The 15,069-nt window shown below is 71.8% G+C and carries 11 protein-coding genes; 4 read left to right on the top strand and 7 right to left on the bottom strand.

Annotation, left to right across the window (positions count from 1 at the left end):
* Positions 1–6: 6 nt before the first annotated feature.
* The 4 genes from OOK31_RS05675 to OOK31_RS05660 form a co-directional block, all read right to left on the bottom strand.
* Positions 7–978 carry an antibiotic biosynthesis monooxygenase gene (locus tag OOK31_RS05675; protein ID WP_267011207.1) on the bottom strand — a complete coding sequence of 324 codons (972 nt, stop codon included), beginning with the start codon at positions 976–978 and terminating at the stop codon, positions 7–9.
* The gene (locus OOK31_RS05670) at positions 975–3,701 is read right to left on the bottom strand and encodes a molybdopterin-dependent oxidoreductase (protein ID WP_267011206.1); all 2,727 of its coding nucleotides are present in this window, start codon (positions 3,699–3,701) and stop codon (positions 975–977) included. Before OOK31_RS05670 ends, OOK31_RS05675 begins: the two co-directional genes overlap by 4 nt.
* Positions 3,698–4,525 carry an FAD binding domain-containing protein gene (locus OOK31_RS05665; protein ID WP_267011205.1) on the bottom strand — a complete coding sequence of 276 codons (828 nt, stop codon included), beginning with the start codon at positions 4,523–4,525 and terminating at the stop codon, positions 3,698–3,700. Before OOK31_RS05665 ends, OOK31_RS05670 begins: the two co-directional genes overlap by 4 nt.
* A gap of 167 nt (positions 4,526–4,692) precedes the next feature.
* Positions 4,693–5,433 carry a MerR family transcriptional regulator gene (locus OOK31_RS05660; protein ID WP_267011204.1) on the bottom strand — a complete coding sequence of 247 codons (741 nt, stop codon included), beginning with the start codon at positions 5,431–5,433 and terminating at the stop codon, positions 4,693–4,695.
* Positions 5,434–5,518: 85 nt separating this feature from the next.
* Here OOK31_RS05660 and OOK31_RS05655 point away from each other — a divergent pair, with 85 nt between their 5' ends.
* Both OOK31_RS05655 and OOK31_RS05650 read left to right on the top strand, forming a co-directional pair.
* Entirely contained in the window at positions 5,519–7,351 is a 1,833-nt protein-coding gene (locus OOK31_RS05655) for a long-chain fatty acid--CoA ligase (protein WP_267011203.1), read from the top strand.
* 64 nt (positions 7,352–7,415) lie between these two features.
* Positions 7,416–9,071 carry a bifunctional aspartate transaminase/aspartate 4-decarboxylase gene (locus tag OOK31_RS05650; RefSeq protein ID WP_267011843.1) on the top strand — a complete coding sequence of 552 codons (1,656 nt, stop codon included), beginning with the start codon at positions 7,416–7,418 and terminating at the stop codon, positions 9,069–9,071.
* 64 nt (positions 9,072–9,135) lie between these two features.
* On the opposite strand, the gene sph is transcribed toward OOK31_RS05650, so the two are convergent.
* Positions 9,136–10,125, bottom strand: coding sequence for a sphingomyelin phosphodiesterase (sph, locus tag OOK31_RS05645; RefSeq protein WP_267011842.1), 990 nt, complete (start codon positions 10,123–10,125; stop codon positions 9,136–9,138).
* 200 nt (positions 10,126–10,325) lie between these two features.
* Here sph and OOK31_RS05640 point away from each other — a divergent pair, with 200 nt between their 5' ends.
* Positions 10,326–11,219: an oxygenase MpaB family protein gene (locus OOK31_RS05640; RefSeq protein ID WP_267011202.1), complete on the top strand. Its 894-nt coding sequence runs from the start codon at positions 10,326–10,328 to the stop codon at positions 11,217–11,219.
* A 21-nt stretch (positions 11,220–11,240) separates the two neighbouring features.
* Here the strand turns inward: OOK31_RS05640 and OOK31_RS05635 are convergent, their stop codons facing one another.
* Complete coding sequence (locus tag OOK31_RS05635; RefSeq protein ID WP_267011201.1) at positions 11,241–12,755, bottom strand: M1 family metallopeptidase; 1,515 nt, start codon at positions 12,753–12,755, stop codon at positions 11,241–11,243.
* Positions 12,756–12,896: 141 nt separating this feature from the next.
* A complete protein-coding gene (locus OOK31_RS05630; protein ID WP_267011200.1) occupies positions 12,897–13,526 on the bottom strand; it encodes a LysE family translocator in 630 nt (209 codons plus the stop codon).
* A 53-nt stretch (positions 13,527–13,579) separates the two neighbouring features.
* Here OOK31_RS05630 and OOK31_RS05625 point away from each other — a divergent pair, with 53 nt between their 5' ends.
* Complete coding sequence (locus OOK31_RS05625; protein WP_267011199.1) at positions 13,580–15,025, top strand: PLP-dependent aminotransferase family protein; 1,446 nt, start codon at positions 13,580–13,582, stop codon at positions 15,023–15,025.
* Positions 15,026–15,069 lie beyond the last annotated feature (44 nt).

Below are 15,069 nucleotides of genomic sequence, written 5' to 3'. Positions count from 1 at the left end.
TTGGGGTCAGGGCAGCTTCCAGAACACTTCCGTCACGAGGTAGAAGACGACGACCCAGAACACGGTCAGCGCGGCGACGATGGCGCCGCCGACGAGGTTGGTCCTGGCGCGCGGCTCGTCCGGCGGGGGCCGCAGCCACCGCCTGAGCAGCCGGTTCACATAGTGGGGCATCGAGAAGAAGCTCATGATGAAGCTCGACAGCAGGTTGCCCACGAGCAGTCCGAACCAGAACGGCATGCCCAGCGGATGCAGGGCGAGGGACAGCAGCACGACGGTCGGGTAGAGCCCGACCCAGACCGCGATGGCCGTCTTGGTCTCCGAGGGCGGCGGCGCCTCCTTGCCGTTCTCCTCGAAGGCGAACCAACTGCCGAACGAGTTGTCGATCGTGCGCAGTCTGAAGTCGTCGAACTTCTCCCCTTCGGCGAGCACCTCCCGCCGCTTCGCCGACGTCAGCCAGGCATCCAGGTGCTCGGCGTTGTCGTAGCGGTACAGGGTGGTCCACTCGTCCTGGACTCCTTCGACGGGGCGGAATATCTCCGTGCCGCGAAACCCTTCGAACTTGCCCTCCTCCTGGCTCATGTGCTCCTGCCACGCGAGGAAGTCGTCGACGTTGTCCGGGTTCACCCGGTGGCTCACCACCACGGTCACGAGCGGGTCCGTAGGCTGCGTGCCGCCGCTGATCACCTGCTGGGTGGCGGGACCGTCGAAGTAGTGCGCGCCGACGTCCAGGAGCCGCTGCCTGGTCGCGCCGTTCATCCACGCCTGCAGATGGGCCACCGAGTCGAACCGGTAGACGATCACCCAGTCGGGCTGCAGGGCGGTCGGCTTGGTCACCTCGGCGCCGAGGTGACCGGCGTAGCGGGCGGCGGCGGCGTTGACCTGCTCCTGCCATTTCTCGTACGCCCGCTCCATCCCGGGGCGGACCTTACGGCCGATGATGACCGTTGCCGAGGCGTCCGTCGGCCGTTCGGCGGTCATCGCCGCGTGCCCGTCCGCGCCGACCGGCTCTCCACGAGCCGGGCGTAGATCCGTTCCGGGGTGAGGGGCAGCTCGCGGTAGCGGATGCCCGTGGCGTCGCGGAGCGCGTTCGCCAGCGCGGGGGCCACCGGGTTGATGCAGCACTCCGCCATCCCCTTCGACCGCATGGCCCCTACGGAGTCCGACGAGCCCACCAGGAGCACATGGGTGCGGGGCACGTCGGCGTAGGTGGGGATACGGTAGTTGCGCAGGTTCGGGTTGGCCATGACGCCGTCCGCGTCGATCTGGAAGTTCTCGGTCAGCGCGAATCCGATGCCCTGGGCGACACCGCCCTCCACCTGCCCCCGGACCTGTTCCGGGTTGATGAGCACACCGGCGTCGGCCGCCTGGACGCTGTACAGGACACGGATCTCACCCGTCACCTGGTGGACGGCGATGCGGAAGCCCTGCGTATTGGAGGTGACGCTGCGGGGGGAGCCGTACGCCTTGCGGGCGGCCGTGAAGCGGATGCCGCGCGCCCGGGCCTCGGCGACGAGGGTGGCCAGCGGGACGCGCTCGTCCCCGCAGACGACGTCGTCGGCGTCCATCGAGCACATCACGACGTGGACGCCCGTGTGCGCGGCGGCGAAGTCCAGGATGCGGTCGCGCACCGCGTTGGCCGCCCGGAGGACCGCGTTGCCGGCCACGAAGAGTCCGGCGCTCGCGAAGGCGCCGGTGTCGAATCCCGTGCGGTCGGTGTCGGACTGCACCAGGCGGATCCGCGACGGCGTCGTACCCAGCTGGTTGGCCGCGATCTGGACGTGCGCGGTCGACGTGCCCTCCCCGAATTCGACGGTCCCGACGGCCAGTTCGTACACGAGGTCGTCGCCGAGCGTGATCCAGGCCTCGGAGATGTGCTCGGTCGGGGGCGCGGTCTCGTGCAGGGAACTCGCGACGCCGATCCCGACGAGCCATCCGGGGCCGGGGGAGGGCTGGTCGGCCGTACGGGCCAGCTCGCCGGCCACGAGGTCGATGCACTTGCCGAGCCCGTCCTCGTTGAACACCACGTCGTCGGGCCCGTCGTGCAGGGCGACGAGCGGCTCGCCCGGGCGGACGATGTTGCGGCGTCGCAGTTCGAGCGGATCCATGTGCAGGGCGAGGGCCAGTTCGTCCATCGCCGATTCCACGGCGAAGGCCGGCTGGGTCATTCCGTATCCGCGCAGGGCGCCGCTCGGAACGGTGTTCGTGTAGACGGAGAAGGCGTCGTACTTCTTGTTGGGGCAGCGGTAGATCATGACGGCGGAGCCGCCCGCGTACAGGGTCTCGCCGCCGTGGTTGCCGTAGGCGCCGGTGTTCGACACGTTGCGGACCTGGAAGGCGGTGAGCGTCCCGTCGGCCTTCGCGCCGAGCTTGACCGTCAGCTTCATCGGATGCCGGGGCGAAGCCGTGGTGAACTCCTCCTCGCGGGTGAACTCGAAGCAGACGGGCCGCCCGGTGTCGAGGGTGGCGAGCGCGGCCAGGTCCTCCGAGATGACCTCCTGCTTGCCGCCGAAACCGCCGCCGACGCGCTTGCAGAACACGCGGAGCTGGTCCGGGCGCAGCGCGAACAGGTAGGCCAGTTTGACCTTCGCGATCGACGGGGACTGGGAGCTGGTGCGGACGTTCAGCCGGCCGTCCTCCATCCAGGCGATCGAGCCGTGCGTCTCCAGGTGCGCGTGCTGCACGCGCGGTGAGAAGTACGTGCCCTCGTGGATCACGTCGGCCGCGGCGAAGCCCGCGTCGACATCGCCGATGTGCGAGTGGATCTCCAGCAGGAGGTTGTGGACGTAGTCGCGGGCGAACGGGTCCTCCGAGCCGTGCAGTTGCGGTGCCCCGTCGGCCATGGCCTTCTCGGGGTCGAAGACCGCCGGCAGTACCTCGTACTCCACGGCCACCTTCCGGCAGCCCTCCTCGGCCGCCCCGACGGTGTCGGCGAGCACCGCGACGACGCGCTGGCCGGCGAAGCGGACCGTCTGGTCGAGGATGTAGGTGTCGTCCGGATCGACGAGGTGGTCGGTGTGGATCGCCGTGGTGAAGCGTTTGCGCGGCACGTCCTCCCAGGTGTAGACGCGGTGCACGCCGGGGACCGCGAGCGCGGCGGTCTTGTCGATCGAGACGATGCGGGCGTGTGCGTGCGGCGAGCGCAGCACCTTGAGGTGCAGCATGCCTTCCATGTGGGTGTCCATCGTGAACTCGGCGCGGCCGGTCACCACGTCGTCGGCCGCCGGAGCGCCGACGCTCGTTCCGACGGCCCGTCCCGGCGCGGCAGTCTGCACATGGGCGACGCCCTTCACCGCGTCCTCGATCGCCCGGTAGCCGGTGCAACGGCAGAGGTTGCCCTTCAACGCCCGTGGCAGGTCCGCCTTCTGCGCCTCGGTGAACGTCGCCGAGGTCATGATCATCCCCGCGGTGCAGAAGCCGCACTGGAATCCCGGGGCGTCCCGGAACCGGCGCTGCGCGGGATGCAGGTCGCCAGGTGATCCCAGACCCTCGATCGTGGTCACCTCATGGCCTTCCGCGCGGAAGGCGGGGGTGATGCAGCTGTGGACCGGAGTGCCGTCCAGCCATACGGTGCAGGCGCCGCAGTCGCCGGAGTCGCAGCCCTTCTTGACGCCGAAGTGGCCGAGCGCGCGCAGGAACGTACGCAGGCACTGGCCGGGGTCCGGTTCCTCGGCGAAGCTCCTGCCGTTCACGGTGTAGGTCATGCCGGGCCCCCAGCATTAAGTTCGTGGCGGATCTCTTCGGCGAAGTGCAGGGTGAGGTGGTGACGGTGGTCCGGGGTTCCGTTGGGGTCGGCGAACCAGATGTCGGCAGGGAGGGCGTTGATGCTCTGCTGCAAGGTGTGGGCATCGGGCATGGTGTCGAAGGCGATGCGCACCGGGCGTGTGGTGCCGGCGGTGACGGTCAGCAGCAGGTCGCTCGTTCCCGGCGTGTGCGTACCGACGAGGAAGACCGTCGAACGGCCGAGGTGGGTCAGCGTGAAGAGGCGGTGTGCGGTGCGCTTGCGCAGGGCGCGTGCCGGAACGCGGACTCGCCGCAGCATTTCCCCGGGAGCGAGGACGTTCCGGTGGTTCCCGGTCACGAAGTCGAGGGCATCGACGGTGCGTACCGACCCGTCGGGGGCCCACAGCTCGTACTCGGCCTCGAGCGCGACCGTCAGCGTGATCATGGGGCCGGCCGGCAGGGACATGCAGATGTTTCCGCCGACGGTCGCCGAGTTCCAGACCTTGAACGAGGACAGGAACGCTTCGCAGCTCTGCGTGAAGAGGGGGCCCGCGATCCAGTCGGCCGGCGGTGTGAAGGCGTACAGGTCCCGGATGGTGCACGTGGCGCCGATCTCCAGGCCCGCGTCGCCCGGCACGAGGGGATCCCAGCCCAGGGCCGTCAGGTCGACCAGGCGGCGCAGGCCCGGTTGCTCGGCGGAGAACAGCCAGGTCCCGCCCGCGAGCCAGGCATCGCCTTCGCGCCAGTCGGCGCCCGGCCGGTCGGCCGGCCGCCGGACGACTTCGCTGATGGTGTTGAGGTCCATGGAAGCACCTGCCCGTTACGTGCAGGGGTGGCCGCCACTGCGAGCGGCAGAATGCGCTGGGGCCGCTGGGGCCGACCCGCTCGGAGCAGGGGCCGGCGGGCGCGAAGACTCCTTTCCAGCGTACTGAGAACGGGCCCGCCCCGCCACGAGAGGGCTGTGGGCTGCGGCTACGGTCCGCCGGGTGTCCCGCCGGACACGAACGCCGCCCGCAATTCCTCGCGCAGGGACCGCTGGAAGGCCGTCACCAGGGCCTGGACCACCATCGGCTGCATGTGCGCGGACAGCGCCCTCATCGACTCCACCCGCTCCGGGTCGCTCTCCCCCTCGGTGAACGGCCCCCACACCTCGTCCCGGAACAGGGCCGTCAGCTGGTGCGCGGCCGTCCGCGCGTGCTCCAACAGGATCCGCCGGGCCACCAGCAGGGTTTCGTGGGCGATCGGTACGTCGAGCAGCGCGACCCCCAGCCGCAGCAGGCCCACGTCCACCTGGAAGCCCTCCCCGGCGGCGGACAGTACGTTCATCGCCGTCAGCCGCCGCACGTCCGCCTCGGACAGGCTCCGCCCGGCCCGCTTCTCCAGCTCCGCCCGGGTCACCTCCTGCGCCGCGTCCGGGGCCCAGGTGGCCACCAGGGCCCGGTGGATGGCCAGGTCGTGCGCGCTGAGGTCGTCGGGCAGTGCGTCCAGGTACCGCTGGATCGCCGACAGGGTCATGCCCTGGTGCTGCAACTCCTCGATCAGCGCCAGCCGCGACAGGTGTTCCGGGCCGTAGTGCCCCACCCGACGGGGTCCGATCACGGGAGGGGGCAAAAGCCCGCGCGTGCTGTAGAACCGTACGGTGCGGACGGTGACACCGGCCCTGGCGGCCAGCTCGTCGACGGTGAGCATCGGCTCGGTTGCCTGGTCGGCCATCGTCTGCGCCTCGCTCTCTGCTCCACAGCTTGGGTTCAACAGTATTGCTGTCGCACCAACGATGTGAAACGGCCAGGAGCTGCCCATGACCACGAACCTGCGACTGCCCGGACGACCCGAAGAGCTCACCCTGCCCGCCCTGCTCGCCCGCAACGCCGCCGAGCACGGGGAACTGCCCGCCCTCTCCTGGCGGGAGGGCGAGAAGTGGACCACCCTCACCTGGAGCGAGGTCCGCCGCAAGGCGGCCGTCCTCGCCGCCGGGTACGCCTCCCTCGGCGTCGAGCGCGGCGACCACGTCCTGCTGATGATGGGCAACCGGCCCGAGCACTGGCTCAGCGACCTCGCCCTCGTCCACCTCGGCGCCGTCCCCGTCACCGTCTACGGGACCTCCGCGCCCGAACAGATCGCCCACATCGCCCGCCACAGCCGGGCCCGGCTGGCCGTCGTCGAGGGCGCGCGCGAACGCGAGCGGTGGGAACCGCTGCTCGCCGACCCCGGCGTCCCGCTGGAGCGGCTCGTCGTCGCCGAGGCCGCCGAGGCGGGCAGGCACTCCACCTACGGCTCCCTCTACGCCGGCGGGGCCCGGCTGCACCGGGCCGAGGCCTTCGAGAAGGGCTGGCGCGAGTCCCGCCCCGAGGACCCGCTCACCGTCGTCTACACCTCGGGCACCACCGGCGACCCCAAGGGCGTCCGGCTCACCCACCGCAACATCATGCTCCAGGCCGTCCGCCTCGACCGGCACACGGAGCTCCCCGAGCACGCCGAGCACATCTGCTACCTGCCCTTCGCGCACATAGCCGAGCGGCTCCTCGGCATCTACCTGCCCCTGCTGCGCGCCGCCCACGTCCGGCTCGTCGCCGACCCGGCCGCCGTGGCCGCCGCCGTGCGCGAACTGCGCCCGGTGCAGTTCTTCGGGGTGCCCCGGGTCTGGGAGAAGCTCGCGGCCGGTGTCAGGGCGGTGCTCTCGCGGCTCCCCGAGGAGCAGCAGCGCGCCATCGAGGACGCGGGCGACGTGGCGCGGGCCCGGGCCGGCCACCGCGAGCGCGGCGAGGAGGTGCCGGCCGCGCTCGAAGCGGCGTACGCCGAGGCCAAGGAGCGGGTGCTGGATCCGCTGCTGGGCCTGGCCGGGCTGGACCGGCTCGTCTGGACGGCCAGCGCCACCGCGCCGATGCCGATCGACGTGGTGCGTTTCTGGGCGGGCTGGGGGATCACCGTCATGGACGCCTGGGGGCTGACCGAGACCTCCGGCGTGTGCACCGTCAACAGCCCGGACGGCTTCCGGCTGGGCTCGGTGGGCCGCCCCATCGAGGGGCTGGAGCTGCGGCTCGCCGAGGACGGGGAGATCCTCACGCGCGGCGCGACGGTCTTCGACGGCTACCTGCGGGCCGACGGGACGGTGGAGAGCGCGGCCGACGCCGAGGGCTGGTTCGCGACCGGGGACATCGGCCGGCTCGACGCGGACGGCTTCCTCTGGATCACCGACCGCAAGAAGGAACTCATCATCACCTCCACCGGAAAGAACGTCTCCCCCGCCCTGGTGGAGAACACCGTCAAGGAGCACCCGCTCATCGGACAGGCCCTGGTCCACGGCGACGGCCGCTCCTACCTGGTCGCCCTGCTGGTCCTGGACCCCGAACTGGCCCCCGCCTGGGCCGCCGCCCGGGGCATCGAGGCCACCGGCACCGACGGGCTCGCCGCGCACCCCGCCGTCCTGGAGGAGATCGGCCGGGCGGTGGCCGCCGCCAACGCCCGGCTCAACCGCACCGAGCAGATCAAGCGGTACAAGGTGCTCGCCGAGGAGTGGGGCCCGGAGTCGGGCGAGCTCACCCCCTCGCTCAAGCTGCGCCGCCGGGTGGTCCGGGAGAAGTACGGCCCGCTGATCGAGGAGCTGTACGAGGCGTCGTACGAAGCTCCGTAACCCGTACGGCCCTACCCGGTGGGCGGACCCGCGCCCACCGGGCAAGGGTGGTCACATGCGGACCGTGCCGAAGACCACCTTCAGCCGCGAGGAGATCCAGTCCCTCGCCCAGCTCAGCCCCTTCGAGCTGAAGGACAAGTTCATCCGGCTCGCCGGCGCCGCCCAGGAGGACCAGCCGGGCCAGAAGGGCACCACCGCCCGCGCGATGCTCAACGCGGGCCGCGGCAACCCCAACTGGATGGCCACCGGCCCCCGCGAGGCCTTCTACGCCCTCGGCTACTTCGCGCTGGAGGAGTCCCGCCGGGTGTGGACCGCCGACAACCTCGGCGGGATGCCCGAGAGGAAGGGCATCGCCGGACGCTTCGCCTCCTGGGTGCGCCGCCACCCGGACCTGCCGGGCGTCGAGATGCTGTCGACCTGCGTCCAGTACGCCCTGACGCGCTGGCCGTTCGACAAGGACGCCTTCGTCCACGAGCTGACCGACGCCGTCACCGGCGACAACTACCCGGTGCCCGGCCGGATGCTGACGCACGCCGAGCACATCGTGCGCGGCTACCTCTCCGACGAGCTGTTCGACAGGCAGTCCCCGGCCTCGGAGCTCTCCCTCTTCGCGACCGAGGGCGGCACCGCCGCCATGTGCTACGTCTTCGACTCCCTCATGAAGAACGGGATCCTCCACAAGGGCGACAAGATCGCCCTGATGACCCCGGTCTTCACCCCGTACATCGAGATACCGGGGCTCGACACCTTCGAGTTCGAGGTGGTCAACGTCTCGGCGAGCCTCTTCGCGGAGACCGGCGTGCGCCAGTGGCGCTACCCCGAGGAGGAGGTCGCCAAGCTCGCCGACCCGGCCGTCAAGCTGCTCTGCCTCGTCAACCCGAGCAATCCGCCCTCGCTCGCGCTGAGCGAGCGCGTCTCCCGCCAGATCCAGGACATCGTGGCCGGCCCCAACCCCGACCTGCTGATCGTCACCGACGACGTCTACGGCACCTTCGTCCCCGGCTTCCGCTCCATCGCGGCCGACCTGCCGCGCAACACCCTGCTCGTGTACTCGTACTCCAAGCACTACGGCTGCACGGGCTGGCGGCTCGGCGTCATCGGGCTGCACGCGGACAACGTCGTCGACGAGATGATCGCGAACTTCCCGCAGGAGCAGAAGGACCGCCTCGCCCGGCGCTACGGCACCCTCAGCCTGGAGCCGGAGAAGATCCGCTTCATCGACCGGCTGGTGGCCGACTCCCGGTCGGTGGCCCTCAACCACACGGCCGGACTGTCCCTCCCGCAGCAGACGATGATGGTGCTGTTCTCCCTCTTCGGCCTGCTCGACGAGGGCCGGGCCTACAAGGAACGCATCCGGGAGATCGTGCACCGCCGCCTCGGCCTCCTCCTGGAGGGCGCCCAGATGAAGATCAGCGAGGACGGCCGGCGGGCCGGCTACTACGTCGAACTCGACCTGCTCGCCGAGGCCGAACGCGTCCACGGCAAGGACTTCGCCGACTTCCTGGAGAAGAACTACGAGCCCGTCGATCCGCTCTTCCGGCTCGCCGAGCAGACCTCCGTGGTCCTCCTGGGCGGCGGCGGCTTCGACGGCCCCGAATGGTCGGTCCGGGTCTCCCTCGCCAACCTCGACGACCTCGACTACCTGAAGATCGGGCACCACTTGAGGGAAATCTTCACCGACTACGCCTCGGAATGGGAGCGTTCGAAGGCCGCCGGCTGAACGCGCGGGTGCCCGCCCCTCCTGGCGGAGAGGGACGGGCACCCGGGACCGGCCGGGATCGGGATCAGGAACCGGCCACCGGGTAGTGGTCCGACAGGTTGCTGTAGGTGTAGGAGGTGCCCCAGCTGGAGACGGTCCAGGGCGCCGACTGCTCCTTGACCACGTTGTTGTTCCAGTTCGCCGGGCGGGCGTTGCCCTTGCGGTAGAGGACGTAGTCCAGGTCCTCGCGCGGGTCCGTCGGGTAGCGGTAGTTCGCGATCGAGTTGAGCGCGGTGTCGAAGGAGTACGGGTGACCCGTGCGGGTGTCGGCGCCGGCCAGGTCGGCGTCGGCGAGCATGCTCGCGTACTCCGGGGTGCGCGAGTCGACGTTCATGTCGCCCGCCACGACGACCTGCTCGCCCGCCGGTATGTTCTTGCCGTCCAGGAAGGCGTCGATGGCCTTGAACTGGCGGGAGCGCATCTGCGCCGCCTCGCCCGCGCCGCAGCCCGGGTCCGTGGACTGGGCGTGGGTGCCCACCACGTGCACCTTGGCGCCGTTCACGTCCAGCACCGCGTAGGCGAAGCCCTTGTTGGACCACCAGTCGGCGCCGCAGGCGTCCTTGTAGACGACCTGCTCCTTGCGGATGATCGGCCACTTGCTCAGGATCGCCACCCCGCCGTCCTCCGGGGTGGTCGTGGAGTACGCCCCGCCCGTCGCGTCCCAGCCGCTCTTGCTGCGGCCCATGACCGGGGTCTGGTACGGGTACTGCGCGGCGGAGTTCGCCTTCAGCGCGTCCGAGGCGGCGTTGTCGAAGGCCTCCTGGACGACGACCACGTCGTGGCCCTGGTAGAAGGACGCCTTGGGGATCTCCGCCGCCCGGTGGTCCTGGCCCCAGTTCGGGTAGAGGTTCTTGCTCATCAGGAACGTGTTGTACGTCAGGACGCTCAGCCGGGGGGCGGTGCCCGTCTCGGCGGCCGTGGCGGCGGGCGCGGTGGTGAGGGCCAGCGTGCCGGCGGCGATCGCCGCGACGGCCGTGGCGGCGGACCGGGTGCGGCGGTGCGAGGTGTGCAGCATGGAGGTCTCCGTCATTCCTGCGGGGGAAGATCGTCGCCGTCATCCAAGCAGCCACGGTTACTTCGGGGTAACACCCGTGACAAGACTTTCTGTCCGGGGCGGGACATCGTGGGGGAGCGGCCGCGGCGGGGGCCCGGAGCAGGGGCCGCGAAGCCGGTCATACTGGTAGGACGGCGACAGCGACACCGGGGGATCCACCGATGAGCACCACCACCCACCCGAGCACCACCGGCAGCGGCCACGGCCGCGATCCCGAGCCGCCGCCGCCCGGCGGAGTGCTGTGGACCACCGCCGGGGACATCCGCTCCCTGCTGACGCTGCCCGCCGCCTTCACCCTCCAGGTCGCCCACCCCGCCGTCGGCGCCGGCGTAGACCAGTACTCCGTCTTCCGCACCGACCCCTGGGGCCGCGGTGAGCGCTCCCTGCGCTCGGTCATGCTGTGGGTGTACGGCGGGGACGAGGCCGTGGCGGAAGGCCGCAGGGTCCGCCGCCTGCACAAGGAGATCCAGGGCACCGACACCCGGGGCCGCCGCTACCACTCCCTCGACCCGGCCTGCTACTCCTGGGTGCACGCCACCGGCTTCCCGATCGCCCTGTACGCGGGCCGCTACCTCTTCCGCCGCATCACCCCCGCCCAGGAACGCCAGCTCTACGCCGAGTGGCTGCGGGTCGGCCGGATCCTCGGCATCCGCGACCGGGACATGCCGCAGACCGTCGAGGAGTTCTGGCCGTACTACCACCGGATGCTGGCCGAGGAGATCGGGCCGACCAAGGTCGCCCTGGAGCTGCTCGACACCGACGCCGCGCTGCCCCCGCCCGAGGTGGGCGGCCGGGCCGCCCGGCTGCTGCTGCGGCTGGTCTGGCCGGTCCTGCGCACCGCGTTCCTGCGCCTGCGGGTCTTCGTCACCGTCGGCTTCATGCCGCCCGACGCCCGGGCCGCCCTCGGCCTCCGGTGGAGCCCCGCGCAGGAGCGGCGGCTGCGGCGGCTCGGCACGGCCCTGCGGATCCTCGTACCGCTGCTGCCCGAACGCCTGCGCTACCTGCCCGCCGCGCGCGAGGCCCGGGCCCGGCGACGGCGCGCCGGCGCCCGCTGAGGGGCGCCGGCGCCCGGGGACTCAGTGCTCGTGGACCGAGTTCGTCGCGGCGATCTTCTTCCAGGACTTCGGCTCCGCCGCCGGCTTGGCCGGGGACTGGAGGGCGCGGGCGCCCGGAGCCTGGGCGGACGCGGCGGCAGGAGGGCCGAAGGCCGGCTTGCCCGGGGTGTACAGCCAGGTCTCGAAGAGCTGCGCGAGCGGCTTGTTCGACACCTTCTCCGCGTACCGGACGAAGTCCCCGACCTTCGCGTTCCCGTAGGCGCGCTCCGTCGGCCAGCCCTTGAGGATCTGGAAGAACTTCTCGTCGCCGATCTCGTTGCGCAGCGCCTGGAGCGCGATCGCGCCACGGTCGTACACGGCCCCGTGGAACTGGTTCTCCGCACCCGGGTCACCCGGCTTGACCTGCCAGAACGGGTCCTCGGCCGGGCGGGAGGAGTGCGCCCACTGGGCGAGCTCCTGCGCGGTGCCCTCGCCCTCCTTCTCCGACCACAGCCACTGGCTGTAGCGGGCGAAGCCCTCGTTGATCCAGATGTCCTTCCAGTTGTCCACGGACACGCTGTCGCCGTACCACTGGTGCGCCAGCTCGTGCACGACGACCTGGACGTTCGCACCGTTCGCGAACTGGCGCGGGCTGTAGAACGGCCGCGTCTGCGTCTCCAGCGCGAACCCGCTCGGCACGTTCGGGACGTAGCCGCCCAGCGCGTTGAAGGGGTACGGGCCGAACACGCCCTCCAGGTACTCGGCGACCTCGGCGGTCCGCTCGACGCTCGCGCGCGCCGCGCCGTCGTTGTCGCCGAGGTCCTTGCTGTAGGCGTTCAGGACCGGCAGCCCGCTCGCCGTCTTGTCGGTGGTGATGTCGAACTTGCCGACGGCGAGGGTGGCCAGGTAGGTGGCCTGCGGCTTGTTGGAGCGCCAGTTGTACCGGGTCCAGCCGAGCTTCGAACTCTGCGACTGGAGCACGCCGTTGCTGATGGCCTGGGTGCCGTCCGGGACGTTGACCGAGACGTCGAAGGTGGCCTTGTCGAGCGGGTGGTCGTTGCTCGGGAACCACCAGGCCGCCGCGTCCGGCTCCTGCGCCGCCACACCGCCGTCCGGGGTGCGCTGCCAGGCCGACCAGCCGTCGACCTTGAACTCCGAGGGCTTGCCCGCGTACTTGACGACGACGCTGGCCTGCTTGCCCCGCTGGAGCGGCCGGTCCGGAGTGACCTCCAGCTCCTGGGTGCCGGACGTGGCGAACTTGGCCTTCACCCCGTTGACCCGGATCTCGCTCACCTTGAGGCCGAAGTCCAGGTTGAAGCGGGACAGGTCCTGCTTGGCGGTGGCCAGCAGGGTGGCCGTCCCCTCCAGGAGGTCCGTCTTCGGCTGGTACTGCAGGCGCAGGTCGTAGTGGGAGACGTCGTAGCCGCCGTTCCCGCTGGCCGGGTAGTAGGGGTCGCCGATACCCGGGGCACCCGGACCGGCACTGGCCGCCGACGCCGGGATCACCAGCAGCAGAGAAGCGGCGAGCACGCTCGGGGCGATGACTTTGCGGTGCACGAAGAGCTCCAAGTGGTAGGGGAGACAGATCGGTTCACGGTCTTGTGGCTCGACCGTATTCAGCCGTGACGCCCCACGTCATGTCCATGGCCCCTGCTGTCACACGATCGCCATTCGGCCGTCACACCCCGCATACCGGACTCACACCCCCATCGGCAGGGCCGCGAGCACACCGAGCGTCAGATAGACCCCGGCGACGGCCCAGTGCTGCCGGGCCAGGGCCCGTGGCCTGCGGCGCAACCAGCTGCTCAGCGCTCCGCCCGCACAGGCGTACCCGATGTCGAGGAGGGCGCCGAGGGCCAGGAACACCCCGCCCAGCAGCCGCATCCGGGCTCCTGGACCGGCCGCGTCCGGACTGACGAACTGCGGAAGAAAGGCCAGAAAGAACAGGGTCACCTTGGGGTTGAGGAGGTTCACCAGGAAACCGTCGCGGTACGCCCGCCCCAGCCGTACGCGCCCCCGCGCCTCGGGCGCGTCCAGGCTCGGGGGACCGCCGCGCAGCGCCCGGACGCCCAGCAGCAGGAGATAGGCGGCCCCCGCGTACCGCAGCGCGAGGAAGGCGGCGGGGGAGCGGGTCACGAGCTGCGCGACCCCCGAGGAGGCGACCGCCACGTGCACCACCGTCGCGCACTCCACCCCCGCCGCCGTGACCAGGCCGGCCCGGCGGCCCTGGGCGGCGGCCCGGGTGACGATCAGGACCATGTTCGGACCGGGCAGCAGGATTAGCAGACAGGAGGCGGCGAGGAAGCCGGTCAGGGTACTGGTGTTCATGCGTTTAGGCTGGCCGCAGCGGGTGCCGGGCACCCGGGCCAATGGAGGCGCAAGTGGACCGCTCCGCCGCGCGCGCGTGGACGCCCGACGAACTGGACGGGGTGCTCGGCGGCTGGAGCGCCGGCCCCGGACCGCTGTACCGCCGGCTCGCCGACGCCCTCGGCGCGGCGGCCCGTACGGGCGACCTCGCACCCGACGACCGGCTGCCCGCCGAACGCCCCCTCGCGGCCGCCCTCGGGATCAGCCGGGCCACCGTGGCCGAGGCCTACGACGCCCTGCGCGGCGCGGGCACCGTCGTGAGCCGGCGCGGCAGCGGCACCCGGATCGCCGCCCTGCCCGGGGCGGCGCTGCGGCCGGCCGACGGACGCGTCCCCGGAGGCACCGGCACCGGGCTCGTCCAGCGGCTCGTCGACGGCCCGGCGGACGTCATCTCCCTGTCGGTGGCGGCGGAAGGGGCCGCCCCCGAAGTCCGGCAGGCCCTGACCGCGCTGCTGGCGGACGGGCTGGACCCGCTGCTCGCGGAGCCCGGCTACCACCCCTGCGGGCTCCCGGAGCTACGGGCGGCCCTCGCGGACCGGTACACCGCCGCGGGGCTGCGCACCGCCCCGGAACAGCTCCTCGTCACCACCGGAGCCACCCAGGCGCTGGCCCTCGTCGCGCAGCTCCACGTACGGCGGGGCTCGCCGGTGGTCGTCGAGACCCCCAGCTGGCCGGGATGCCTCGACGCCCTGATCGCCGCCGGGGCGCGCCCGCGCCGGGTGCCGCTGGACGCCGACGGGATGCGGCTGCCGGAGCTGCGGGCCGCGCTCGCCGGGGCCGCGCTGGCCCATGTGACCCCGACCTACCACAACCCGACCGGCATCCTGATGTCCGCCGGGCGACGGACCCGGATCGGGGAGCTGTGCACGCGGGCCGGGGTGCCCGTGGTGGAGGACCTGGCCTACGACACCCGGCTGTGGGACACCCCGGAACCCGGCCCCCTCGCCCTCTTCGCGCCCGCCGGGGCACAGGTGCTGAGCGTGGGCTCGCTCGCCAAGTCCGTGTGGGGCGGGCTGCGGATCGGCTGGCTGCGCGGGCCCGCCGCCGCCGTGGAGCGGCTGGCCCGCCTCAAGACCCTGGCCGACCTGGGCAGTCCGCTGCTGGACCAGGCGCTCGCGGTACGGCTGCTGCCGGGCGTGGACGCGGTACGGGAGGCCCGGGCCGGGGTGCTCCGGGAACGCCTCGCCCGGCTGGAGTCCCTGCTGCGGAGGGAGCTGCCCGACTGGAGCTGGGAACGGCCCGCCGGGGGAGGGGCGCTGTGGGTCCGCCTGCCCGGCGGGGCGGACGCGGCCGTCTTCGCCCGGGTGGCGCTGCGCCGGGGCGTCGAACTGGTCCCGGGCGCCGCGACCGACCCCTCCGGCGCCCACGACGCCTACGTCCGCCTCCCGTTCACCCTGCCACCGGCCCGCCTGGACACCCTGACGTCCCGCCTGGCCACGGCCTGGTCCGAGTTCACCTGATCCCGCCGCTCCCGCACCGTAGCGGCCGGGGGGCCGTGTCCGGC

The organism is Streptomyces sp. NBC_00249, from assembly GCF_026342355.1.
In the GTDB taxonomy this organism is placed as follows: Bacteria; Actinomycetota; Actinomycetes; order Streptomycetales; family Streptomycetaceae; genus Streptomyces.
Note: the sequence above shows the minus strand (reverse complement) of the source record. Positions and strands in the feature narration are given on the sequence as shown.